We start from the raw sequence: 25,127 nt of genomic DNA on the forward strand, positions 1-25,127 counted from the left end.
TGAACGAAAGTGCTGCTGTGCATGGCTTTTGACTAATTTTACCTCATAGTCTTACACTTGATGGGCACCGAACACAAGTCAAAGCCTTTTCAGGCAAGGGTTCTAGGCTTATTCAGCAAGCCCTAAACTAGAAACAAGACGATCGCAAATTTGAGCCTTAAATTTATCTGCTTTGGCCGCCGTGTCTGCCCGAGCAGAAAATTCATCGCCTGCAGCGAGCTAAAACAAAAAAAAGCGGGACTCGCGCGCCGACTATTTCATGAACAAATCGCTGACTCGCCAAATCACCGCAGGCATCGGCATCGCCTTGGGAATGCTAATTTTTAATGCGGCAACTTCCTACCGCAATACTCTGAAGTTAGTCGAAAATGAAGCCTGGGTGAGTCACACTCACCGAGTGTTAACTGAACTCGAAGTCACACTTTCGACGGTAAAAGATGCTGAAATTGGACAGCGCGGCTATTTGCTCACGGGAGAAGAACGGTATTTGGAACCATATTACAGCGCGATCGCTGGTGTCAACGTACAAGTAGTCGGATTGCAGGAGCTAATAGTTGACAAGCAGCAGCAACAGCGAACTCGTCAATTAAAAATTGCGATCGACTCTAAATTAGCCGAACTTGAGGAAACCATCAATCTGCGGCGCAAAAAAAACTTAGCAGCAGCCATGCAGCAAGTAAAAACCGATCGGGGAAAGCAAATCATGGATGGGATTCGACAGCAGGTAGCTGTGATGATTGTGGCAGAAAATCAGCTATTGCAACAGCGCGCCCGAGAATCCCAAGCCAGCGCTAATCTGACAATCCTGACTTTTACCGTTGCTGCTGTAGTAGATTGGCTGTTGCTGGTGTTGGTTTACTATTTGGTGCAGCGCGATCGCATTTTGCGCGACAATGCCCAAATCAAGCAAAATCAACTTTTAGAACAACTAGAACACGATCGCAATTCCCTGCAATTAACCGAAGAACGTTTCCGCCTCGCCATTGTTAACGCTCCACTGCCAATTATGCTGCACGCTGAAAACGGAGAAGTTTTGCAAATTAACTCCGCTTGGACAGAATTTTCAGGCTACAAATCCTCAGAAATTCCTACAATTGAAGATTGGACAGAAAAAGCTTACGGCAGCCGCAAATCCCTAGTGAAAGCAAATATTAATTGGCTGCACAAATTAAACTCGCGCCTTTCTGAAGGTGAATATATAATTACCACAGCCAGGGGTGAAAAACGAATTTGGGACTTTTATTCTGCACCTTTAGGCAAGCTTTCCGACGGCAGAAGTTTAGTAATTAGTACCGCCATTGATATCACTGCACGCAAACAAGCAGAAGCGGAAATTCGGATGCTCAACGCTACGTTAGAACAGCGAGTCGAACTCCGCACCAATCAACTGCAAGGAGCTAACGAAGAATTAGAAGCTTTCACCTATACCGTCGCCCACGATTTGCGCGCGCCCTTGCGGGGAATGCAGGGATTGGCTGAAGCTTTGTTAGAAGATTACGGCGAAATCCTTGACGAACTCGGTCAAGAATATGCCCAGCAAATTGTAAATTCTGGGCAACAATTAGAAGATTTGATCCAAGATTTGCTAGCATACAGCCACCTGAGCCGCACTGATTTATCGCTGCAAGTTGTAGAGTTAGAATCTGCTGTCACTGAGGCAATTGCTATGGTACAAGCCGATGCTAAGTCCAACGGTGCTCGCATCAGCGTGCGATCGCCCTTATTGCGGGTAATTGCCCATCGCGTTACTTTAGTTCAAGTCATCGCAAATTTGCTCGCCAATGCTATAAAATTTGTGGCAGGCGCATCGCCGCAAGTGCAGATATGGGCTGAGGAAATTCAACTGCCTCCAGAAGGAGAGACAGACAGACAGACTGCGGGAGAATGGAAAAGGGGGACAGTGGAAAAGTGGGAGCATTCGCAGTTATTGATTAGCACTGGCCAATTGCCTGCTATCAAAGCCAACGAAGACGATCGCATCATTCGTCTGTGGGTAGAAGACAATGGCATCGGTATTGCTCCTGAACATCAAAAACGGATTTTTCGCGTCTTTGAACGGCTTCACGGTATCGAGTCCTATCCCGGAACTGGTATAGGATTAGCTATTGTACAAAAAGCAGTCGATCGCATGGGGGGTCAAGTTGGTGTGGAATCTCAATTAGGACAAGGCAGTCGATTTTGGATACAACTGAGGAAAGGATGAGCCAAAGGCAGACGATTTTGCTGGTGGAAGATAGCCCCGTTGATATTCTGTTGATGCAGCGGGCGTTTCGCGATCGGATTTTTACTAATACTTCGCTGCAAATTGTCCGAGATGGAGATGCAGCGGTTTTTTATTTAAATGGTGATGGAGAATACAGCGATCGCGAGCGCTATCCTTTACCTGCGATAATTTTACTAGATTTGAAGTTGCCCAGGCGATCGGGTCACGAGGTTCTGAGTTGGGTCAAACAGCAGCCGCAACTAAAACGTTTACCTGTGGTTGTTCTTACATCTTCGAGGCAAACATTAGATGTCAATCAAGCTTACGATCTAGGGGTTAATTCTTATTTGGTTAAACCTGTCGGATTTGCTTCTTTATCGGACATGATGCAGAGTTTTGGCGAGTATTGGCTCAACCAGACCGAACTGCCGGATCCTATAGAATTTTCTGGTTTATCGTAGCGTTATCCCAATTTTTACGGTTTATTTCCTCGTTGTCAGACTTTTCCTCGTAACGAGAGATTTGAGATACTTCGACTTGGCTGTACAAGTTTGAGATTTACTTGTAGCGCCGTGAATCTGGGAGTTTGAACTTTGGTATAAGATTTTGTAATCTCCACTTCTGCTGTCGTGGGCTTGTATCCATTTTTGGGTGGTCATCAGTCATTCCCAATTCTTTAATCTCAAATATAATCAAATCAAAACTGGTAGAAGTTGGTCTTGAGGTGGCGAGTCCTGTATCATCTGTTCCTGTGCGATGAATCCAAGATTGACGGGAGGCTAATCAACCTCGAAAATCGTAAGGCTGGGATTTTTACCAGAAAGAATTGGTTGAAAGCCCGCCCGCGTTTGACGGAGAAATTAAAATTAGACTATTCATTACTCCAATCCTCGGACTTAAGGGTAGAGGTTGCCCTCAAAAGTCAACTGTCAATTGTCAACTCTCAACTGTCAACAGTTGAAGCAAGGCATTGACTAATATAATACCCACAAGGTTCGAGAGAAGACATTAGGTTATGTATCTGTTAGCAAATACTGGGAAAAAACTACCGACAGCATAATCTGTGAGATATAATAAAATACAAGCAAATACAATGAAAAAAATCCGAGGATAGTTAATTAGCACTAAATATTGAAATAACGGGATTCCTCAATAACATATTCTTAGATTCAAGAATGTTTGTGCCAATACAAAAAGCCCAAAAACCATGCTGTCTATTCTGTTGATCGACGACAACCCGAACGATCGCCTGATGATCGAGCGAGAACTGAGAAAAACTTTGCCCGATTTAGAAGTTAAGTCGGCGATAGATGCCCCAAGTCTCGAGCAAATCCTTGTCGTCGGGGGTTTTGACATGGTAATTACCGATTACCAAGTGCGCTGGAGCGACGGATTAACTATTCTGAAACAAGTTCAAAGTCAGTATCCAAATTGTCCGGTAATTATGTGTACCGACAGCGGGAGCGAACAAGTGGCAGTCGAAGCGATGAAAGCGGGTTTGAGCGATTACGTGTTCAAAGGGCGGCACTTCAATCGGCTGGCGTCCGCCGTGCGCGAAAGTTTGGAAAAACAGCAGTTGCGGGAGAATTACGCGAGAACTTCGGCGCAGTTGGCAATTTCTGAGGAAAGGCTGAGGGTGGCTATCTGCGCCTCGCAAATGGGAACTTGGGATTGGAATATATTAACTGGCGAGGTGGTTTGGTCGGAGGGACACGAACTGTTATTCGGGTTGGAAAAAAGCAGTTTTTTGGGAACTTATGAAGCATTTTTGGCCTGCGTTCACCCAGACGATCGCGATTCTATTGCTCGCGCGATCGCCTTTTCTTTAGAAAACAAGATAGAATACCAGCACGAATTTAGAGTGATTTGGCCCGACGATAGCTTGCACTGGATCGCGGCTAGGGGCAAGTATTTTTATGATGGTACTGGTCAATCGGTGCGATCGATCGGCGTGGTTTGGGATATTACCGATCGCAAGTTATCCGAAGCCAGAATACAGGAAAGCGAGGAAAATTTGCGCTTTGCCCTGGAAGCAGCTAACACGGTTGCTTTTTCTTGGGATTTTGTTTCCGCCGAAATCCGCCGTTTTTCCAATGCCCAAACAGAGATAGGTTTTCTCCCGGAGAGCGCCGTTGGTACTTTGGAGGAAAAAAAGAATGCGGTGCATCCAGACGATCGCGACAGCTTTTTTGCAGATTTGGATGCCGCACTCAACGGCTCGGGAGTTTACGACTCGCAACACCGCCAAAAGCGCCCCGACGGTTCGGTGATTTGGCTTCACGACAAAGGGCGGGTGGTTTTTGACGCATCCGGTAAACCTGTGCGGCTGTTCGGCGTTGCGATCGACATTACCGCTCGCAAACAGTTAGAATACGATCGCTCCCAAGCTTTGGCGCGCGAGCGATCGTATTTGCACCGCCTGCAAAAGTTAACCTCCGCCTCAGTTGCGCTCCACTCCATGCTTTCGGTAGCAGACATCGTTCAGTTAGCAGCAGATAGCGCCCGCTCCATTCTGGAAGTCCACCAAGCAGCCGTCAACCTCAGCCCTTCCGCCCACTGGGATGTTGGAATTAGCAAGTTTTCCCTATCCGAAAAATACGCCCAGTGGCAAGATTACTGCGAAGAGCCAGACGGTACGGGCATTTATCAGGAAGTTTGCCGGCACCAACAGGCGATGCGGATGACTCAAAGCGAGTTAGAGGCTCACCAGGCGTGGCGGAAGTTCGGCAAGGCTGCCGACAAGCACCCGCCGATGCGGGGCTGGCTGGCGGTACCGCTGACGGCTCGCGATGGCAAAAATATGGGATTGATTCAGTTGTCGGACAAGTATGAGGGGGAGTTTGGGGAAGATGACGAAAATATTTTAATGCAGTTGGCTCAGGCAGTTTCGGCAAGCATCGAAAACGCGCGGCTTTATGAGGAATCTCAGCAAGCAAATCGCATGAAAGACGAGTTTTTAGCAACTCTTTCTCACGAGTTGCGATCGCCCTTAAACGCGATTTTGGGCTGGGCGCAACTGCTGCGACACCGCAGTTTTAGTCCGGCTGCTACTGCTCGGGCTTTGGAAACAATCGAGCGCAATGCTAAATTGCAAACTCAATTGATTGAGGATTTGCTGGATATTTCGAGAATTATTCGCGGCAAATTGACTTTAAATCCTTGTCCCGTAAATTTGATTTCGATGGTGGAAGGAGCGGTAAATACGGTGCGGTTGGCGGCCGATGCTAAGTCGATCGACGTGGAGTTGGCAATTCTAGATTTGGGCTGGGATACTGCTGAATTTTGCCCGCTCAAAGAGGTTTCTGGCGATCGCGAATCTCCGTTAAATCCGAGATTTTTGGTATCGGGAGACCCCGGCCGCTTGCAGCAGATAATTTGGAATTTGTTGACGAATGCGATTAAGTTTACGCCGCGCGGCGGGCGAGTGGAAATACGCTTGCAGCGATTAGATTCGGAGGTTGAGCTAACTGTTACCGACACCGGAATTGGGATTGCTGCGAATTTTTTGCCCTACGTGTTTGAGTCTTTCCGGCAAGCGGATGCTACGATTACTCGCAATTATAGCGGTTTGGGGCTGGGTCTGGCGATCGTCCGGCAGTTGGTGGAACTCCACGGCGGCAGGGTTTGGGCCCAGAGTCCGGGACTGGATATGGGTTCGACTTTTACTTTCCGCCTCCCTTCGATTCCGGTAAATTCGATCGCCCGTGAGGAAGCGTCGCTGTTGGCTGGCGGTGGTAATTTACAGGGAGTCAAGGTTTTGGTGGTTGATGACGAGGTGGATTCGCGGGAATTTATGATGTTTGTCTTGAGCGATTCCGGGGCGGCTGTCAGGGCTGCATCCTGTGCTGCTGAAGCGTTTGAGGTGGCTTCGGAGTTTGTGCCGGATGTTTTGGTCAGCGATATCGGAATGCCTGAGGAAGACGGCTATTCGCTGCTGTTAAGGCTGCGTTCTCTGGCAACCCAAAGCGGCAGGAAGTTTCGGGCGATCGCCCTGACGGCCTATGCTAGAGATGAAGACCGCGATCGGGCTTTGAAAGCTAGTTACGATCGGCATCTGACTAAACCCGTACAGCCCGATGTCTTGGTGGAGGCTGTAGTCAGTTTGAGGCGTGCCGGCGCTAACAATTTAAAATAATTCAATTAATCATTAGTAATTATGTTAGTAGTGAGTACTTTAGCCCGCATCAAAATCCTAGGAATAAAGTCCTCGATACAAACCTCAATCAAATTCGTTCGTAGTGAGGACTTTAGTCCGCATCAAAATCTAGGAATAAAGTCTGAACGATCGAACCTCAATCAAATTGGTTCGTAGTGTGGACTTTAGTCCGCATCAAAATCTCACTAATAAAGTCCGAACGATCAAACCTCAATCAAATTGGTTCGTAGTGTGGACTTTAGTCCGCAGATATGTTGCGGACTAAAGTCCACACTACAAACCTTTTATAAAATGCCGATCGAATGATTGGTTTGTGTTAATATGCTAAAATATCCAAAAACCACGCAATAAATAAGAAGTGGACAAACTTCAGACAGACATAGAAGCAATTTGCTCTCAGATTGAGGCCTTGCGCCGCGAACGCCAACAGCTTAGCACTGGCGCGATCGCCCCAGCGGGGGATTCGCCCCAAGCCATCGCTGATGCTTACCGCCGTCACGCGAGGGAAACAGCACAAGTGTCGGCAGAAGTCAAGGGAATAGATGATGCGATCGCAGCTCTGTCTGTTCAACTGAATCAGAAACAACAGCTATCGGTAAACTTGCAAAGAATGAGTCCAATGGAGCAGCAAGTTGAAGAGGGAAGAGAGCTCGCTCGCGGACACGCGGAACGGATTAACGAACTGGCAGCCCAATTGGCGGGAGAAGTGAAGGAACTTAAAGCCATTGCCGACCAAATTAGCCCCAGCTACTGGCAGGTTTATTACAAGCCTTTTATTACGGGTTTTAAGAGTATTTCTGTACCCTACGTGCGATCGGACGGGGATGTTTGGACTATTGTCAATCGAGTAGTTTAGAGAGGCTGCGGGATCAGAAATTGGAACCACTCAAGACATTTTTTTCTGTCCCTCTTCCTCTACTTCAACCGCGCAGCAGTTGCTTAATGGTACCCACCAATTCCTGAGGGTGAAAGGGCTTGGCGATGTAAGCGTCAGCTCCTTGTTTCATTCCCCAGTAGCGATCGAACTCTTCGCTTTTGCTCGAACACATTACCACGGGCAAATTCTGAGTTTTGGGGTCGCTCTTGAGCCGGCGACAGACTTCGTAGCCGTTCATCCGGGGCATCACGATATCCAGAACGACTAAATCCGGGCGGTTGGCTTTGATTTGCTCCAGAGCTTCTACGCCATCACTAGCTACGGTGACGTTGAGTCCTCTACCTTTGAGCAAGTCGGCGATCATCTCCCGCAGAGTGACGCTATCATCAACAACCATAACTGTACTCATAGAATAATCCCTACCAAGTTTCTGGGTTGAAACGTTCACATTAACGTTTGCATTAACGTTCACCTTCAAAGGTGTCTTTTCCTGATTGAGATTGCGCTCTGCTAGATGTAGTTTACCCACTTTTGCTGATTTCCCAATCATTTTTTAAAGAATTACCGCGAATCAAATATCCGCGCAATCTCGGTTGACACACGAGGCTATGTCCGTTAGTCTATCATTTTCTTTCTCAAATGGTACGTTTTTGAACCTCCCCACGTCTGAAGCCGGGGGATTCTTGCCCACCAATCAAGGATCTAAGGGGACAATAAGAGTATCCCCCTACTCACTCAAACAGCTCTAAGCTGAGATTGCGTATACTTTCTGAGTCCTTCGTGTGTCTAAGTTTGAACGCTCCATACCCTGCCATTATTTGCCCTTTAACTATTCCAACTCTAGTTGGATCTGTCCGTTGCTGGGATTGCGACCTACTAGGGTACTTCAATCCGCTCTTATGTTATTCCTACTCACTTTTCGCTTCTGTTGATTATACACGGCGGTTGAAACCGCTACCGACTTATCCCCATGTCGCGCCGCCCGGGGCACGGGAGGCTCGTCTTTCGGTCAAAAAATGATGGTGCAGGTTGGTTGTGCATTTCGGGTAGAGGAGGGCGGCACGGCGCCGCTGGGATCGAAATTTGTCTAATTTTGATTTTTTGTACCTAAAGCCGATAGTTTTTGGTCGTAGAGCGTGTCTAAACCGACCGAGCGCTGCCGGTAACTGTTAGGATCGTTTTTGCAGCCGTTAGCCACGATTCCCAAAACCGAAGCTCCAGAAATTTTTAATTCTTCTAAAACTTTGCGAACTTGCGCTCGGTCTGTTTTGGCAATTTGCACGACCATAATCGTAGCGTCGGTGTGAGCTGCGATCAAGTGGGCGTCTGCCAAGCCGGCTAGCGGTGGGGTGTCATAAATCACTAAGTCAAAAAATGCTTGAAACTGCTCCATCAGATACTGCATCTTTTTGGAAGAAAGCAGCTTGATCGGATCGGGCGGAATTTGTCCTGCGGTGAGTACGAACAAATTGTCTTGATTCAAAGCTCGCTGAATCGCGTCGTTGAGGCTGAGATCCGTGGAAATGGCATCGGCTAGCCCGCGCACGTTCGGCAGTCCTAGCTTAGTATGCAGTTGCGGGCAGCGCAAATCTGCATCTACTAACAATACTCGCTGTCCGACTGCTGCTGCTATGGCAGCCAGGTGCAAAGCTACTGTAGATTTGCCGTCTCCAGCCACGGCCGAGCTCACTAAGAGCGATCGAATTGCCGTACCTGCACTGAGCAAGTGAATATTAGTGTAGAGCGATCGAAATGCTTCTAAAAATTGATAGTCCAACTCCCTAAAAATACTTTGCCCCCCGATGAGCGTCGGAGGAGTAGGTTCAGTGTCGAGGGATTCGAGAACTTGCACTTGCGACTTCGACGACGAGCGAGCCGAAGTTAGTTTCCTCTGCCTCGCTGGCGGTCTGCGCCTGACTTTTTTGCTAAACGGAATCACCCCGATCACCGGCAATTTTGTGGCGATTCTCAGCGCTTCTGGAGTGTGGAAAACAGTATTTAGCACCTCTACGAGCAAGCCGACTGCTATGCCCAGCAGACTGCTTAAAATTACTGCCAATGCTAACTGTCTTTTGGTTTGTTTGACTGTAGATGGGATCGGCCTGTTGAATTTGTCTAGTGGAATTTCCGGAGGATTGATCAGCACCCAGGGTATTTGCTGCTGAGCTGCATCAATCCGCAAGGCTTCCCGTTTTGCCAAAAAGTCCGACAAACTCTTAGTAACAACTTGTTGTTCCCGCACTAAATTGTCGTATTGTCTCGTTGTTACTGAGAAATTTCTAATTTTTTGGTAGAGAGCCTTTTGCAAAGCAGTCATTTCGCGATCGCGCGCCTCAACTTCTTTGATTTGGCTTGACAAATTTCCCATCACCACTTCTTTTGCTTGTTGAGTCGCTGTTAAAACCAGTTCTTCCCGGCTTTTTCGCAGTGCTAAAACAGGCAAACTGTCATCTCTATACTGAGCTAATTTCAGGGACAAGTCTGAGTCTATTTTCTGGATTTGAGATAACAGTCCGCCGTAAGCTTGTCCTTGGGTCATCAATACGCCAATGGGGTTATTTTTATCCAGTAAATTTTGATAGCTTTGGTAGAGATTACGCATCCCTTTTAACTGTACCTGGAGTCCTACTTGCTGTCCCCGAATGCTTTGAACTTGTTCTGACAGAGATTTTCCCTCTAGCTGCGGCTCAAACAAGTTGCTATTCTGGCGCAGTCTTTGGACTTGCAGTTGCAAAACTTCGACTCTTTCTCGGAGCTTGGGCATCTCCATGTCTATAAATTTAATACCTTGATTGATGCCCGTCAGCCGCTGCTGCAAGCTATATTCTAGATAAGCTTTAGAAACCTTATCCAATACACCGTAAATTTTATTTGGGTCTGGATCTTTGTAGCGAACTTCTAAAATTTTTGTGCCTTGCTGTTTGCCATCTCTTCCGTAGCTGACGCGGCTGATCGACAGTTTTGTCATCAGTTCGCTGTAGGTTAGGTTGGGATTCCAAGCTCGCAAATCTTGAAGCACTGGCTGCATCATTTTGGGGCTGCGTAAAATCCTAATTTGGGTTTCGTAATCTACTAAACTAATTCCTTCTATATTAATTTTTGCTAAGTCGGCAGCGACGGTATTGTCTAATTGTTTGGATAGCAAACCTTCAGCGGTTGCTGGTTCTACTAACAGAGAAAATGAGCCTTCATACTCCAGCGTTATCCGTTTAGAAGCGGTGACGATCCCTGTTCCTGCGAGGGCGCTCAAAGCAATTGTGGCTGCTGCCATCACCAGGATACGGCGGCGCAGGACTCCTAACAGCCACGACAAGTCTAGCTTTTCTTCCTCTGTCTCCTCGACGAACCTATCTCTGTAGTTCTGAGCCGAGAAGTCGGGCAGTTTGCCATTAGATTTGGGTGTGAAGGGTTGGTAATCTTGTCTGCTATCCATATTCAGCCTGGGTATTCTTGAGGTTTATATTTTTGATGTTGATATTTTTGAAGCTGCCACGCCGCGACGCCAGAAATTCTATTGTTTAATTTATTCTAGCCTTTCGCAGGAATTATCCACCTCACCAGCAACATTCTTACCTAAATAAACTTCGGAGAACGTTTATAAAATTTAACACTCCGGTAGCTGGTGCGACAGGCCCGACGATCGCGTTCATGCGGTCTATGAAGTTGACGATACCGCTGCGGGATACGATAATCATGTCGTTGTTCCGAAGTTGAGGATTGACTTCTTCGTTAATGCCTTGAGTTAAATCGACTTCGATCGTCCGTTTAGTAGCAGTACCGTCCTGATTGAGGCGGACTAGCTCAATTTTATTCCTTCTAGCTCTCGTATTCTCGTAGCCAAAAAATCCTCTGGAAACTAAAGCTTGATTGAGGGTGGCATTAGGTGGCAGCCTCAAGGGATCGAGAGATGTTCTGACTTCTCCTACTACATAAACGTTAATGCCGGAAGGAGCAAAGTTAGTGCTAGCCAGCACGCCAGCTTCTGCGGGGTTGACGATAGTTGCTTTGGGAACGATGATGGTGTCTCCCTGCTGGAGGATGGTATCTTGGGCGCCGTCGCCAGACTCTAGGAATTGCCACAGGTTGACTGGAATGATTTGTTCGCCTTTTCTGGTGACGCGGCGCACTTGAATTTGGCGGATGTCGGCTTCGGAGGTAATTCCGCCCGCAAGCTGGATGGCGCGAATGACGGTGGGAAATCCTTCTCGGCTGAGGTCGCTATTGGTGTTGCCGCCGATGACTACGTAAGCCCCCGGGCGGGTTACTTGGCCGACGATGGAGATCGATCGGGGTTTTTCCGGCGGCGGCGAGAAGTTGGCGATCGCAAATTGGCGCGCCTCTGCTTGGTTGAAGTTCGCGACGGTAGGGATCACAATCGTGTCTCTGTCTTGCAAAATGATATCTTGAGAAATGTCTCCTTCTTGCAAGAATTTCCACAGGTTAACGCTAAGCACTTGGTCGGGGCCGTCGGGTTGGGGACGGCGGACGCGGATGTTGCGGATGTCGGCGACGCCAGTGACACCTTCTGCGAGTCTGAGGGCTTGGGTGACGGTTGGGTACTGGACGCTGGGCGCGACCCCCGGGCCTGGAGTGAGGGTAATCGTGAAGTTTCCGGGTCTGGTGACTTCTCCGATGACGCCGACGTTGAGGGGGCGGGCGGCGATGAGGCTGACTGTAACTATCGGATCTTTGAGGATGCGGCGGTAGGCGTTGCGGATGATGGTGGTGGCTTCGACTAAGGTACGGCCGCGGATCGAGATCAGACCGATCAGCGGGAGGTTAACAGAACCGTCTGAGAGGACTTCGTAGCCACGGGTGAGCTCTGGTACTTCGAGTATTTCTACTTGGATGCGATCGCCACCACCGAGTTTGTAGCTTTGGGGCGATCTTCTAACGCCGACAGGTGTTGTGACTGCGCCAGGACGCAATGGTAGTTGCGCTGTTGCACCAATCGGGAACCCGAGGGAAATACTCGCGCAGGCGATCGTCCACAACGTCAAACCCAAGACTGGCGGGTTTACTTGTTTGGAAAAATCAGTGTTAACCACAGACTACTTATTTTATTTGAGGATCATTCACCAGTTTAATCGCCGATCGTTGAAAAGCAATGTCGATCGCAGATACAAAGAAAAAAATCATCAAATTTTCTTCCCCTCCCCCTCCCGGCAATTATCTAGAAGGCAGAATAAAAAAACCTCGGCATTCCCCAACCCCTCTCCTCATACCCAACCAACCAACACTTTAGAGCAGCAGCAGCTTATATAGAAAGATCGCCAGCGACAAATGCCTCGGTTTATTGTTATTTTGGTGGAATTAGCCCGCTGCTAAATTGATATTTTTCTCAGAGAGGGTAGATATTTATGGCGAGAATGATTAAGGAACTCATGCTCAGCAATAATTTGTTGCTGATGATATTGGGTGTCAGTGGCTTGGCGATCACTCTGTTGATATTTCAGATTGCCAGCAAAAAACAAATTGGTATTACTTTAGAAAAGTGGTTTGCCGTTCTGTACATTTTCATGTCTACTCATGTTAATGTACCTCCTTTTAATTATATGCACTTTATCAATATCACTGACCCTGAGGGTGGAGTAATTAAGCAGCTTCCTTATATATTTTATCCCTGGATGGTTTTTATTTTATGTGGAAGATTTATTAATTTTTGTAAACACCAACTTGTCGAAGGATTGTTATTTGTGGTGCTGAGAAATCCGGGTTTTTCGCTATATTGTTGGCTACCAATAACATCGACACTGTGGTCGCTAGTTCCTGATATTACGCTGAAAGCGGGGATAGCATTTACAGGTTTTACGGTTGTGAGTTTTTATATAGGTGCGCGATATGAGTGGCACGAACTATCAGCCCTAGTGCGATGGGGTTATACCTCGGTGGGTATAGTTAGTTTTTTGCGCTACCCGAATGTGACACGGGAATTGTCAGGAATTACCAGTCACAAAAATTCTCTGGGCAGCATGATGGTAGTAAGTACAGCACTTTGGTACCTGCACTATTCCCAAGGTGCGAAAACTCAGAAAGAACGCTGGATAGCTCTGGCATTCATGTTTTTTTCCTTTTATTTGGTTAGAACTACTAGCTCTGGGGGTTCTTTAGTTAATAGTTTGATGCTCATAGTTGTAGTATCATCCTTAAGCTTTTTGAGCAAGTTAAAGTTTCAATGGGCATTTACTTGTATTGTCGGCTTTACGATCTTCGGTATCATAGGTAGCGTTTATATAATGGACAATTTGGAATCCATTGTTGTCGGAGGTTTAGGAAAAGATTTGACTTTGACAGGACGCACGGAGTTCTGGCCGCAATTAATCGCGGCAGCCAACCAGCGTCCTTGGTTTGGCTATGGATTTGAGGGATTTTTTCAACAAGCATTAATAGGAAAGGAGACCCCAGCTTATTATATATATACTACGAGTGGATTTCAACCTAAAACTGCTCATAATGGCTCCATAGCAGTCTTACTCTCTTTCGGCTATCCAGGACTGGCCCTAATCATAATTTCTGTGTTTACAAATCTGATTTTTGCCGTCCGCCAACTGAGCCGCAGCCCGCTATCTCAAGCGGGAATACCGATTATTTACTTAGTTTTTATTGTTTTGAACAACCTAACTGAAGGTTCTCTATGTGATATTGGGGATGTCTGGCTTGCCTACGTGTTAATAACAGTTAGACTCAGTATCGATAGTGGCAAATCTCCATCCAGCAACCGGCGTATTTCCGGAGGCGATTTGGTGGCGCCATCTTCATCCAGATTGAATCATGATTAACTTGCAGAAGTTAAAAATTGCTCGAACTATGATATACTATATTAATGAGCCTGGTTTTTGATTAATCCCCCAACGCTCGAAAAGTATATTTATTTCTGACAAGGACTGAAAACTTTCTGATGTTAGATAAGCTAAATGCGGTCAGTCAAAAGCTCGGCCCCGGCCTCCGCCAGGTACTCGGCAACCTGGCTTGGCTGTTGACTGACCAAATTTTGCAGATGAGTCTGGGTCTGCTGGTGGGAGTGTGGGTAGCACGATATCTGGGCCCGGAACAATTTGGCTTAATCAATTATGCGATCGCCTTTGTTTCGCTGTTTTCCTCGGTGGCAACAATGGGATTGGGTACTCTGGTAGTGCGAGACATTGCTCGCAATCCCGACTGCAAAGAAGAGACTCTAGGGACTGCTTTTGCCATACAATTAGCAGGCGGAATCATCACTTTACTGCTCACTGTCACAGTGATTTCAATACAGAATCCCAATGACAGCTTAACTCGTTGGCTGGTAGGGATTATCGCCGCCGGCACGATTTTTCAGTCCTTTGAAACAATAAATTTTTGGTTTCAATCTCAAGTTCAATCTAAGTATACAGTTCTCGCTAAAAATTGCGTATCATTACTGGTTGCAGGACTCAGAATCGGATTAATTCAACTCAAAGCACCACTGATTGCTTTTGCTTGGATCAGGTTGGGAGAGGTAGCATTAGCCGGATTGGCGATCGCAATTGTCTATCAAAACAAGGGAAATGATTTAAAGCTGTGGCGAGTCAGTTGGCAGCGAGGTAAAGAACTGCTTCACGAAAGTTGGCCGCTGGTGCTTTCAGGCTTGGCGGTTTTTATTTATTCCAAAATCGATCAAATCATGCTCGGTTCTATAAATAAAACTGAGTTAGGATATTATGCAGTTGCAGTCAAACTATCAGAAATATGTGATTTTTTGCCTGTGATCATCGCTTCTTCTATTTTCCCGAAACTCGCACAGTTAAGAGAAAAAAATTATGGCGAATACTTAAAAAACTTTCAGATTTACTCAGATGCCATGTTATTTTTGTGGTTGGGAGTGGCATTACCAATCTCTCTGCTAGCTCCTTTCATAGTCCAAACTCTCTACGGCGCTCAATATACAGACTCAGCCAGGGTATTGTCAATCTACGTTTGGGCTCAATTTGGCAGTAACTTCGGCATCGCTAGAAATACCTATTTTGCTTTAGAAGGTCAACTGCGATACGGTCTTTACTTGACATTTATTGGCTCATTTTTTAACATAGTATTGAACTCTCTACTAATTCCTAAATATGGAGCTTTTGGAGCAACTGTGGCAACTTTAATTACTTATTTCTATGTAATTATTTTAGTCAACTTTTTGATTAAAGAACTGAGACCTTTTGGTAATTTAATTCTGAATTCGCTGAATTTATACAAGGCTGCATCCAGGCTGATAGGATTGATCAAATGATTGAAATTAAACCCAAGCTCGAACACCGATCGCACTGTCCCTCTTCTGGGCAAATACTCAAACCTGTCAAAGTATTGTGGCAAGGTTCCCGCATCTGTGTTGTGTCTGAGTCTCCAGGAGGTGGCGAAATCATTGACGAGTTGAGAATTGGTCACGCGGCTAAAACTGCTTACAGCATTAACTTAGCTGAAGGAACAACTTTTAGCGATGACAAATATGCGGAAGAATTTTTAGCAAAACCCTTGCTCAAATCTCTCCAAAATCCTCAAAACGAACACCTAGAAATTACTCAAGAAATCTTCAAATCTTGCGATCGGGTGATCGTATTAAACTGCATTGATTATCTGTACGGACACAGCCTTTTAAAGTTGCTCAACGCACAGAGGCATTTAGAATCTCACCCAGAATTTGGTTTGATTGTCATTGTCCAAAAATTTATGAGGTGGATGGTTCCCGAAGGAGTTGCTGAAGTCTGGACAGTACCTATATCGCTGAAAAATGGTCAGTCTCACTATCCCAGTTTTGACGCTTTTGTCAGCAAACAGTTAGAACGTTTCCAGGAAGTTTACATCAGTGAAGCCTATTCTCACCCCAGTCAATTTGATATTAGTAAATTTACGGGGGTTGCCAAACACGATTTTGATAAGGAAGAATACAAAATTACTTTTGTTTGGCGGGAAGATCGGCTGTGGTGCCGGCATTTGCTTGTCAAAATTTTCCGAAAAATTAACTTGCTACAAATTCCTTTAAGTATTCAAAATTGGAAAGTGCGGAGGTTGTTTGCAAAAATGCGAAAGTTGCTACCGGAAGCTAAGTTTGCAGTTGTAGGTTTAGGCAAAAACACTAGCTTTCCAGAGTGGGTAGAAGATTTCAGAGTGGATAAGTTCGATGAAAAAACTGAGAGGGAAATGTGTCAGGTTTATTCAGAGAGTCGCTTGGTGATTGGGATTCACGGTTCCAATATGTTACTGCCTTCGGGACACGCTGGTATGACGATCGATATGATCGATGAAAGGTGGGGCAACTTTGCTCAAGATATTTTATATCAAGAAACAGACCCCAGACTGTCTTCGTTTCGCTATCGATATCTGCCGCTGGCGACTAGCTTAAAAAACTTAGCGCATATTGGTTCTGAAATGATTATCAAGCGCTTGGATTTCTATTTTCACATGACGGGCGATTCCCTTAGGGATAGCTTCGCTTCACGGCTTTAATTGACTTCACACTTTAAATATAACAGGAGATAGACACGATGAATGACAGCGGTTCTGTTTATATAGTTACTGGAATGTGCTGCGATGAAGAAGGCCAGGAAAGTAAATATCCCCAAGGATCGGATGCTAAATCTTCTTCGGAAAAATTTCAATCAGTTTACTGGCGGTGTGCGGTGGTATATTTTGCTTCCAGCGTTAGACATAACCCAACAGCTCAGCATATTTTATTTACGAATGCCGATCGCATTCCAAATATTGAAAGCTTTAACACCGTTGAGTTTTTTGACAAAATTGGAGTTAAGGTTGTCCAGATTCCATTTACCTATCAGCCGCCAATGGAATACTACCCCGCATTCAGAAGTACCTTTTTTAAGTTTGACATTATTCAATATTTGAAAAATCATTCAGAGTTAAACGATCGCTGTATAGCTTTAGACTCTGACTGCGTGTGGGTAAACTCCGCCGATCGCATAATTGCCGATATTGAAAAACAAGGTTTGGCTACCTACGATTTGTACGAGCCTGAAGACAAAAAAATCAGCGGTTTAACCAGGCGAGAAATGCAGAAAATTTATGAGGAATTAGGCTATAAAGTAGATGAGCCTCCCAAGTATTTTGGTGCAGAATTTATCGTAGGAAGTGGCAAACACATTAAAATATTGTCCGACGAAGTAGACTCGATCTGGGAGACTTGCTTGCAAAGATTTGCCGAAGGAAAGACAAAATTAAATACAGAAGAGCAGATGCTCACCTACATTTACAACAAGCTGGGATATGCTCGCAGCAGCGGCAATGCTTATTTTAATCGAGTGTGGACATCGCCGATAATCCATACGGCAACTGAGGCTGATTTAAAAATGGATATATGGCATTTGCCAGCAGAAAAAGGATACGGAATTAAGCGAATTTTTGCACAAGTTTCTAATCCCCAATCAGATTTTTGGAATTTGCCTTTAGGAGAGCAGTTTACTAAATATGTTGCGGGTTATGTTGGCATACCACAACGCAATATTTCTAAGACTGTCTTGGATGTTTTTGACAATAGAATTTCTGGGATCAAAAGGAGATTGTCAAAAGTCAAAAGTGTTGTCAGCAATTAGCATAGTGGAGTTGGGTAAATGTTCGATCGACCGTTAAAAACCCCCGTTGCATTTATTATTTTCAAACGTCCCGAAGAAACTCAGAGAGTATTCGCAGAAATTCGCAAAGTCAAGCCGTCAAAATTGTTAGTAGTTGCTGACGGGCCGCGGCCGGACAAGCCGGGAGAAGACGCGCAATGCGCTGCTGCTCGCGCAATTGTTGAGCAGGTAGATTGGGAATGCGAAGTTTTGCGGAACTATGCTGAGACTAATTTGGGCTGTCGCGATCGCGTTTCTAGCGGGTTGAATTGGGTGTTCGATACGGTGGAAGAGGCGATTATTATTGAGGATGATTGTTTGCCTGACACTACATTTTTCTACTTTGCCGAAGAGTTGCTGGAACGTTACCGATACGACGAACGAATTATGTCGATATCCGGTCAAAACGTGCAGTTTGGCAAGCAGCGAACTGATTTTAGCTACTACTTTTCTCGCTACACTCATTGCTGGAGTTGGGCGAGTTGGAGGCGAGCTTGGCGACACTACGATCTAGATATGAAGCTGTGGCCTTCGGTGCGAGATGGCAATTTTTTGATGGATGTATTGGAAGATGCTCATGCTGCTAAAATCTGGACTAAAACTTGTCAGTTGTGTTACGACAAAGCTATTGATACGTGGGATTTTCAGTGGACATTTGCGAGTTTTATTCAAAATGGTTTGAATATTTTGTCTAATGTCAATTTGGCTGCAAATATCGGACACGGAACGGGGGGAACTCACACGGATGATGTCAACAGTCCCTACAACAATATGTCTGTGGAACCGATCGCCTTTCCTCTAAAACATCCTCCGTTTGTGATTCGCGATGCCCAAGCGGATCGCTTTACTCAAGAGAGTTTATATGATTACGATCCGAAATTGGTCAAGAAAGTCCAGCGAAAACTTAAACAAATTTTGAAAATCTAAGTAAAAATGCTGTTTTTTAGAGATTCTACTTTTTGAATGAGTCGGGGATTTGGGTATTTGGTTGGGGATTTTTAAGGATTTAACCACAGAGGGCGCAGAGGGCGCAGAGAAAGAGAAGAGGAGAAGGGATTTGATAATGAGGATGTTTGGATGAAAGTTTTGCTGGTGAGTAATTACGATCTTAAAGGTGGTGCTGCGAGGGCGACTTATCGGCTGCACAAGGGCTTGCAAAGTATCGGGGTGAATTCCGAAATTTTGGCTGGTTATAAGTTTAGTGATGATGAAACTGTGCGGTTGATGCCGACAAGGTTAGGAGAAAAGTTTAAGAGTCTCCGAGGAAAATTAAATAGATTGCCGTTAAAAGTTTATCCCAAACTAGGTCAGGTAATTTTTTCGCCGCAGTGGGTTCCTGATTCTTTGGCCTCGGAAGTTGCCAAAATTAATCCGGATGTAATTAATTTGCACTGGGTTTGTGAAGGTTATATGCAGGTTGAAACCCTGGCTAAGTTTAATAAACCGGTGGTTTGGACGCTGCACGATATGTGGGCGTTTACGGGTGGATGTCATTACAGTGAAAATTGCGATCGCTATCTTAATGCTTGCGGTGCTTGTCCGCAACTGCACAGCAGTAAGGATGCTGATATTTCTCGTTGGATTTGGCAGCGAAAAGCTGAGGCTTGGCAAAATTTGAATCTGACTTTGGTAACTCCGAGTCATTGGTTGGCTGAATGCGCGAAATCTAGTTCTTTGTTGAAAAATTATCCAGTGAAAGTGATTGCAAATGGCCTTGATGCTGAACTCTACAAGCCGCTGAACCGCCCGCAGGTTAGGGATAGTTTAAATTTGCCTCAAGATAAACAGTTGGTGTTGTTTGGGGCGATGCAGGGTACGGGCGATCGCTGGAAGGGCTTTCCGTTGCTGGTTCCGGCTTTGCAAAGCCTCAGTCAGTCGGGTTGGCAAGATAAGATTGAACTGTTGGTTTTTGGATGTGCTGAGCCTGAAAGCCCGATCGATGTTGGTTTCAAAACTCATTATTTAGGCAGGTTGGATGATACTACTTTGTCAAAGGTTTATGCCGCGGCGGATGTGATGGTTGTACCTTCGCGCTATGAAGCTTTTGGGCAGACGGCATCGGAAGCACTGGCTTGCGGTACGCCTGTGGTGGCTTTTGATGTGACGGGATTAAAGGATATTGTCGATCGGCACTACAATGGCTATTTAGCCCAACCCTATGATAGCGAGGATTTAGCGCGAGGGATTGCTTGGGTGCTAGAAGATGGTGAGCGGCACCAAAAGCTTTGTCGCCATGCACGAGAGAAAGTTGAAGCCAAGTTTACCTTAGAAGTACAAGCTCGCGAGTATCAAAATCTTTATCAAGAAGTTATCCTTCCTCCCAAGTAAGTAAAACTAATTAAATTGACAACTTGTAGGGTATTTATAATGCCGATTTTTCGGTGTGTATTAGTATATTTTCGGACACCGGACGTGTTGATTGTTACCATTACTCCGTCAGGCAATTAGAGTCTGGGCAAAGCTGGAAAATCAAAAAATAAACGATCGACTAAATATCTTGATACTTGCGACAGATTAAGTTAATAATTGAATAGGACTCGCCTGCGATCGGCATTGTCGATCGCGCGAGGACAGTTTTATACCAATTTTGCACAAACAGCCCAATATTTGATATAGATGGAGCAGATAAGTATAGCAGTCCTGATGACTTGCCATAACCGCAAGTTAAAGACTTTGGCCACTCTAGAGTCGCTGTTTAAGCAAAAATTAACAAAGGAAATTGCACTCAATGCTTATCTGGTAGATGATGGTAGCACTGATGGCACAGCAGAAGTAATACAGCAAACATACCCTCACGTCAAGATTTTTTCGGGAGATGGTAACTTATTTTGGAATGGAGGAATGCGGGTTGCTTTCAGCGAAGCTATGAAAGACGATCCGGACTACTATGTCTGGCTCAACGACGACACCGTGCTAGAACCAGAAGCTTTCAACGACTTGCTCGCCACCAGTAGCGAGCTAATTAAAAAAGGAGAAAAAAAGGCGATCGTTGCCGGCTCTACTCGCGATCCAGAAACCGGTGATTTTACATACGGCGGTATAGTCAAGATTACCCCATTACTTCCCTTTAAATTTCGCTTCCTTCAGCCAACAAAATTACCTCAACCTTGTGACAGCATGAATGGTAATTGTGTATTAATTCCCCGCAGCGTAGTTCAACTGGTTGGCAATCTCGATCCAGCTTTTATTCATTATCTATCAGATTGGGAATACGGCCTGCGCGCCCGACAAAAAGGCTGTACAGTTTGGATAGCTCCAGGCTATCAAGGAACCTGTTCTCTCAATCCGCAGTCAACCACAACAGCCGCTGCCAATATGAGTGAAGGCTTGAAAAAAATGAACCAACCCAAGGGTTTAGCTTTTAAAGATGCTACCCTTCAACCCTGGGAAGAATGGAAAGTTTTTGCTCGCCGTCACGGTGGTTTATTCTGGCCAGTGTATTGGTTGCTACCTTACAGAAGGTTAGTTTGGTTTTCAGTTTTAAGCAAGCTGGGATTCACTAAAAATAAAACTGAAGGTGAATAGCATGGTTGATGGAGATGATTTGCGCGTCGCTTGGCTGGTTCCAGAAGTAGAATTGGGTGCATATTGGCAGCCTGTATTAAGAGAATTTACAAAGGTATATAAAAATACTGTATTTTATACTGGTCGCGTTTGGTCGGGGTTCGATCCGACGCTACCGGGAGCATCAGCAATTAAGTTGGTAGGAGAGACTAAATTTGTCGAGACAGAAAAGATCGAAACAGGATACGATCGCGGTTTCATCGCAGTGTCGCCTAGCATCATCGGTCATTTGCTCAAATTTAGGCCGCAAGTAGTTTTTCCTCAAGCTTTTTCTTTGTGGACTGTCTTGGTAATTCTCCTCAAACCGTTTTGTCAATGGCGAGTTGCAATTATTTATGACGGGAGTTCCCCAAACACAGATTTTCGAGATTCGAGTTTTCGGACATTCGCCAGACGCATTTTAGCTAAGTTTGCCGATGCTTTTGTTTCTAACAGCCAAGCTGGAAAAAGATATTTGGTGGAAGTTCTCGATGCACCCGAAGAGCAAGTTTTTACGAGAACTTATTTAGTTCCCGATGCAGAAACGCTGCTGAAACCTTTGACCGCAACCAAGCCGCTAAATTTAGATATCAAACACCCAGTTTTTTTATATGTGGGACGGATCACAGCTAGAAAAGGAATTAAGACGCTGTTAGAAGCTTGTGCCATGCTCAAAAAGCAAGGATATTCTGATTATACTTTACTAATTGTTGGCAAGGGCGACCAGCGAGAGGAGTTGGAAGCTTTTATTAAAAAGCAAGATTTCCCGGAGCAAGTAAACTGGGTGGGATGGGTTGACTACAAAAGTTTGGGAACTTATTTTCAGTTGGCTGATATTTTTGTTTTTCCTACTTTTGAGGATGTCTGGGGTATGGTTGTACCGGAAGCAATGGTGTTTGGAAAACCTGTATTGTGTTCTAATGGTGCAGCTTCCTGTGAGTTAATTGCGTCTGGGGAAAACGGTTATATTTTCGATCCTAACAATGCCCAGGAGTTGGCAGAAAAGATGCAGATTTTTTTAGATAGTCCCGATTTAATTGAGTCTATGGGAGAGTGTTCGCGACAGCTAATTTCTCAAAAATCTCCGGAAACAGCAGCTAAAGCTTATGTCGAAGTTACATCTTTTCTAATGGGGAAGAGGTGAAGTCAGTTGACAGTTGACAGTTGACAGTTGACAGTTGTTATTGGTTAGCAATAACTTCCCCATTCTACCTCCAATGCCCTGTTTAGTCGATGCCCAATTCCCAATTCCCGATGCCCAATTCCCTCTTTGCCAAATTACAAAATAACAAATGAAAGTTCTATTATCTGCGTTTGCTTGCGAACCAAATCTAGGCTCTGAAGAGGGAGTTGGATGGAATACTGTTATCCAATCTGCCAAACATCACGAAAGTTGGGTATTTACTCGGACGTTTTGTCGATCGTACATTGAAGCAGAACTAGAACGCAATCCAGTGCCTAACCTGCACTTTGTTTATTTCGATCCGTTTGGGTGGAGCGAAGATTGGAAGGGGAGACAGGGATTGCTGCAACTCCACTACTATCTGTGGCAACTCTGGGCTTATTTTATCGCTCGAAAGCTCGATCGCGAAATCGGTTTTGACATAGTACACCACGTAACTTATGTTAAACATTGGTCGCCAAGTTTCCTCGCACTGTTACCACATCCTTTTATTTGGGGGCCTGTCGGGGGTGCAGAAGCAGCACCAAAGCCTTTTTGGCAAGATTTTAGCCGCCGGGGCAAAATTTATGAAACACTGCGAGCATTAGCTCAAAGCGTAGGAGAACGCGATCCGTTTGTGGGGCTGACAGCGCGCCGCAGTGCCGTCGCCCTAGCAACTACCGAAGAAACAGCAGCTCGACTGCGATTTCTCAAAGCAAAAAATGTGAAAATTTTCTCCCAAGTCGGTTTGTCCCAGCAGGAAATTGAGGAACTAGAAAAATTTCCAACCCCGCCCGATCGACCAATTAGATTTATTAGTGTCGGTCGTCTATTACACTGGAAAGGAGTACACTTGGGACTCCGTGCATTTGCGGAGGCGAAGGTGGAAGAATCGGAATACTGGATTGTGGGAGACGGCCCGGAAAGGCAGCGTTTAGAAGCTTTGGCAACAGAATTAGGATTGGCAAATAAAGTATTATTTTGGGGAGCTTTACCGCGTACTGAAACTCTTGCAAAAATGGGCGAGTCTCATGTTCTCCTCCATCCGAGTTTGCACGACTCGGGAGGTTTTGTTTGTACTGAAATGATGGGGGTTGGGCGTCCTACGATTTGTTTGGATTTAGGTGGGCCCGCGACTCAAGTGACTGCTGAAACTGGCATTAAAGTCAAGGCTACCGACCCAGAAAATGTGACGAAAGGTCTAGCAGAAGCTATAGTGTGTTTAGCGCACGATCGTGAATTGCGATATCGCTTGGGTCGAGCCGGTCAAAAGCGCGTCAGGGAAATATATGATTGGAATATAAAAGGTAAATTTTTTGCCGAATTGTGCGAAGAATTGTGCGCCGAATTGTGCGAAGATGTATTCCAAGGCAAATCAGGATAACTTCTGATTTGTGCGATCGCACAAAACACAGAAAACTATATTTTTTAGGCGGTGAAACGTGAGCGTTGCAATTATTACTGGAGCGGCGGGTTTAATTGGATCCGAGGCTTGTAAATTCTTTGCCCAACAAGGTTTCGACATCGTTGGCATCGACAACAATATGCGTCAGTTCTTTTTTGGTGCTGATGGTTCTACTAATTGGAACCGCCAACAACTCGAAAAATCACTGGGAACAAAGTATTACCATTTAGATGTGGACATTCGCGACTATGAAGCGATTACCAATATCTTTCAGCGGTATGGCGAGTCGATCGAGTTAGTAATTCACACAGCCGCCCAACCCAGCCATGATTGGGCTGCCCGCGCTCCTAAAATAGATTTTACCGTCAACGCTAACGGTACTCTCAATCTTTTAGAAGTAACTCGCTTGTACTGTCCCAAAGCCGTTTTCATTTTTACTTCTACCAACAAAGTATACGGCGATACGCCCAACAAATTACCTTTAATTGAATTAGAACACAGGTGGGAAATTGAACCAGGTCACACTTACGAAGGTGGGATTCGGGAAGATATGTCAATCGATCAGTGCCTGCACAGTTTGTTTGGTGCGTCTAAGGTGTCCGCTGATATTTTAGTTCAAGAATACGGTCGTTATTTTAATATGAATACGGCTTGTTTTAGGGGTGGATGTCTGACTGGGCCCAATCATTCGGGAGCTCAATTACACGGATTTCTCGCCTACTTGATGAAGTGCGCCGTGACAGGAACTCCCTACACCGTCTTTGGGTACAAAGGCAAGCAAGTCCGCGACAACATTCACAGTGCTGATTTAATTTCTGCTTTTTATGAATTTTATAAAGCTCCCAGAAGCGCCCAAGTTTATAATACAGGAGGAGGCAGATATAGCAATTGTTCCATGTTAGAAGCCATTCAGATGTGCGAGGCAATTGCGGAACGCAAATTTAATTGGACATATGCAGAAGGGAATCGGATTGGCGATCACATTTGGTGGATTAGCGACAACTCAAAATTTTCCAGTCACTATCCTGACTGGAAAATGAAATATAACGTCAAACAAATCCTACAGGAGATTTATGAATGTAACCGCGAGCGTTGGCTGAAACAGGGTTAGAAGGATTGAGCAGTAACAACAAGAATTTGCTGGCATTTTTGGTAAAGATTGAATACAACGTTAAACAAATCCTACAGGAGATTTATGACTGTAACGGCTGTTGGC

18 protein-coding genes are annotated in these 25,127 nt (G+C 45.3%); 15 read left to right on the forward strand and 3 right to left on the reverse strand.

The genetic code is table 11. The annotated features are described in order from the left end of the window. Positions 1 to 259: 259 nt before the first annotated feature. The 5 genes from QZ918_RS08470 (at position 260) to QZ918_RS08490 (ending at position 7,215) form a co-directional block, all read left to right on the forward strand. Entirely contained in the window at positions 260 to 2,203 is a 1,944-nt protein-coding gene (locus tag QZ918_RS08470) for a sensor histidine kinase (protein ID WP_293333453.1), read from the forward strand. Next, entirely contained in the window at positions 2,200 to 2,664 is a 465-nt protein-coding gene (locus QZ918_RS08475; protein ID WP_293333456.1) for a response regulator, read from the forward strand. The genes QZ918_RS08470 and QZ918_RS08475 overlap by 4 nt, the downstream gene beginning before the upstream one ends. 258 nt (positions 2,665 to 2,922) lie before the next feature. Then, complete coding sequence (locus tag QZ918_RS08480) at positions 2,923 to 3,177, forward strand: hypothetical protein (RefSeq protein WP_293333459.1); 255 nt, start codon at positions 2,923 to 2,925, stop codon at positions 3,175 to 3,177. A gap of 233 nt (positions 3,178 to 3,410) precedes the next feature. After that, the gene (locus QZ918_RS08485; RefSeq protein ID WP_293333462.1) at positions 3,411 to 6,338 is read left to right on the forward strand and encodes a PAS domain-containing protein; all 2,928 of its coding nucleotides are present in this window, start codon (positions 3,411 to 3,413) and stop codon (positions 6,336 to 6,338) included. Between the two features lie 379 nt (positions 6,339 to 6,717). After that, on the forward strand, positions 6,718 to 7,215 hold the full coding sequence (locus tag QZ918_RS08490; protein ID WP_293144902.1) for a hypothetical protein: 498 nt from the start codon (positions 6,718 to 6,720) through the stop codon (positions 7,213 to 7,215). Positions 7,216 to 7,279: 64 nt separating this feature from the next. On the opposite strand, the gene QZ918_RS08495 is transcribed toward QZ918_RS08490, so the two are convergent. The 3 genes from QZ918_RS08495 to QZ918_RS08505 form a co-directional block, all read right to left on the reverse strand. After that, positions 7,280 to 7,645 carry a response regulator transcription factor gene (locus QZ918_RS08495; protein ID WP_039886668.1) on the reverse strand — a complete coding sequence of 122 codons (366 nt, stop codon included), beginning with the start codon at positions 7,643 to 7,645 and terminating at the stop codon, positions 7,280 to 7,282. Between the two features lie 678 nt (positions 7,646 to 8,323). Then, positions 8,324 to 10,669: a GumC family protein gene (locus QZ918_RS08500; RefSeq protein ID WP_293144905.1), complete on the reverse strand. Its 2,346-nt coding sequence runs from the start codon at positions 10,667 to 10,669 to the stop codon at positions 8,324 to 8,326. A gap of 136 nt (positions 10,670 to 10,805) precedes the next feature. After that, positions 10,806 to 12,284, reverse strand: coding sequence for a polysaccharide biosynthesis/export family protein (locus QZ918_RS08505; RefSeq protein WP_293144908.1), 1,479 nt, complete (start codon positions 12,282 to 12,284; stop codon positions 10,806 to 10,808). 312 nt (positions 12,285 to 12,596) lie between these two features. On the opposite strand from QZ918_RS08505, the gene QZ918_RS08510 reads away from it, so the two are divergent. From QZ918_RS08510 to QZ918_RS08555, 10 genes are all read left to right on the forward strand, one after another. Beyond that, positions 12,597 to 14,015, forward strand: a complete 1,419-nt coding sequence (locus QZ918_RS08510; RefSeq protein WP_293144911.1) for an O-antigen ligase family protein — start codon at positions 12,597 to 12,599, stop codon at positions 14,013 to 14,015. Positions 14,016 to 14,134: 119 nt separating this feature from the next. Beyond that, positions 14,135 to 15,469 (forward strand): flippase, encoded by a 1,335-nt coding sequence (locus QZ918_RS08515; RefSeq protein ID WP_293144914.1) that lies wholly within the window; start codon positions 14,135 to 14,137, stop codon positions 15,467 to 15,469. Further along, on the forward strand, positions 15,466 to 16,683 hold the full coding sequence (locus tag QZ918_RS08520; protein ID WP_293144917.1) for a hypothetical protein: 1,218 nt from the start codon (positions 15,466 to 15,468) through the stop codon (positions 16,681 to 16,683). Before QZ918_RS08515 ends, QZ918_RS08520 begins: the two co-directional genes overlap by 4 nt. Before the next feature lie 38 nt (positions 16,684 to 16,721). Further along, positions 16,722 to 17,783, forward strand: a complete 1,062-nt coding sequence (locus QZ918_RS08525; protein WP_293144921.1) for a hypothetical protein — start codon at positions 16,722 to 16,724, stop codon at positions 17,781 to 17,783. An 18-nt stretch (positions 17,784 to 17,801) separates the two neighbouring features. Further along, entirely contained in the window at positions 17,802 to 18,728 is a 927-nt protein-coding gene (locus tag QZ918_RS08530) for a glycosyltransferase family 2 protein (protein WP_293144924.1), read from the forward strand. A gap of 150 nt (positions 18,729 to 18,878) precedes the next feature. Beyond that, on the forward strand, positions 18,879 to 20,129 hold the full coding sequence (locus tag QZ918_RS08535) for a glycosyltransferase family 4 protein (RefSeq protein ID WP_293144927.1): 1,251 nt from the start codon (positions 18,879 to 18,881) through the stop codon (positions 20,127 to 20,129). 315 nt (positions 20,130 to 20,444) lie between these two features. Next, positions 20,445 to 21,326 (forward strand): glycosyltransferase family 2 protein, encoded by an 882-nt coding sequence (locus QZ918_RS08540; RefSeq protein ID WP_367275290.1) that lies wholly within the window; start codon positions 20,445 to 20,447, stop codon positions 21,324 to 21,326. 1 nt (position 21,327) lies between these two features. Beyond that, entirely contained in the window at positions 21,328 to 22,488 is a 1,161-nt protein-coding gene (locus tag QZ918_RS08545; RefSeq protein WP_293144933.1) for a glycosyltransferase family 4 protein, read from the forward strand. Between the two features lie 148 nt (positions 22,489 to 22,636). After that, positions 22,637 to 23,890, forward strand: a complete 1,254-nt coding sequence (locus tag QZ918_RS08550; protein ID WP_293144936.1) for a glycosyltransferase family 4 protein — start codon at positions 22,637 to 22,639, stop codon at positions 23,888 to 23,890. Between the two features lie 58 nt (positions 23,891 to 23,948). Continuing rightward, complete coding sequence (locus QZ918_RS08555; protein WP_293333465.1) at positions 23,949 to 25,022, forward strand: NAD-dependent epimerase/dehydratase family protein; 1,074 nt, start codon at positions 23,949 to 23,951, stop codon at positions 25,020 to 25,022. The last annotated feature ends 105 nt before the right edge of the window (positions 25,023 to 25,127 follow it).

It is taken from the genome of Microcoleus sp. CAWBG58 (assembly GCF_020883045.1).
GTDB lineage: Bacteria > Cyanobacteriota > Cyanobacteriia > Cyanobacteriales > Microcoleaceae > Microcoleus.

Bases quoted from the DNA above. Each gene is read 5' to 3' on its own strand.
- QZ918_RS08470 (WP_293333453.1), top strand. From the start codon at position 260: ATGAACAAATCGCTGACTCGCCAAATCACCGCAGGCATCGGCATCGCC.
- QZ918_RS08475 (WP_293333456.1), top strand. From the start codon at position 2,200: ATGAGCCAAAGGCAGACGATTTTGCTGGTGGAAGATAGCCCCGTTGAT.
- QZ918_RS08485 (WP_293333462.1), top strand. From the start codon at position 3,411: ATGCTGTCTATTCTGTTGATCGACGACAACCCGAACGATCGCCTGATG.
- QZ918_RS08495 (WP_039886668.1), bottom strand. From the start codon at position 7,645: ATGAGTACAGTTATGGTTGTTGATGATAGCGTCACTCTGCGGGAGATG.
- QZ918_RS08500 (WP_293144905.1), bottom strand. From the start codon at position 10,669: ATGGATAGCAGACAAGATTACCAACCCTTCACACCCAAATCTAATGGC.
- QZ918_RS08510 (WP_293144911.1), top strand. From the start codon at position 12,597: ATGGCGAGAATGATTAAGGAACTCATGCTCAGCAATAATTTGTTGCTG.
- QZ918_RS08515 (WP_293144914.1), top strand. From the start codon at position 14,135: ATGTTAGATAAGCTAAATGCGGTCAGTCAAAAGCTCGGCCCCGGCCTC.
- QZ918_RS08520 (WP_293144917.1), top strand. From the start codon at position 15,466: ATGATTGAAATTAAACCCAAGCTCGAACACCGATCGCACTGTCCCTCT.
- QZ918_RS08525 (WP_293144921.1), top strand. From the start codon at position 16,722: ATGAATGACAGCGGTTCTGTTTATATAGTTACTGGAATGTGCTGCGAT.
- QZ918_RS08530 (WP_293144924.1), top strand. From the start codon at position 17,802: ATGTTCGATCGACCGTTAAAAACCCCCGTTGCATTTATTATTTTCAAA.
- QZ918_RS08535 (WP_293144927.1), top strand. From the start codon at position 18,879: ATGAAAGTTTTGCTGGTGAGTAATTACGATCTTAAAGGTGGTGCTGCG.
- QZ918_RS08540 (WP_367275290.1), top strand. From the start codon at position 20,445: ATGACTTGCCATAACCGCAAGTTAAAGACTTTGGCCACTCTAGAGTCG.
- QZ918_RS08545 (WP_293144933.1), top strand. From the start codon at position 21,328: ATGGTTGATGGAGATGATTTGCGCGTCGCTTGGCTGGTTCCAGAAGTA.
- QZ918_RS08550 (WP_293144936.1), top strand. From the start codon at position 22,637: ATGAAAGTTCTATTATCTGCGTTTGCTTGCGAACCAAATCTAGGCTCT.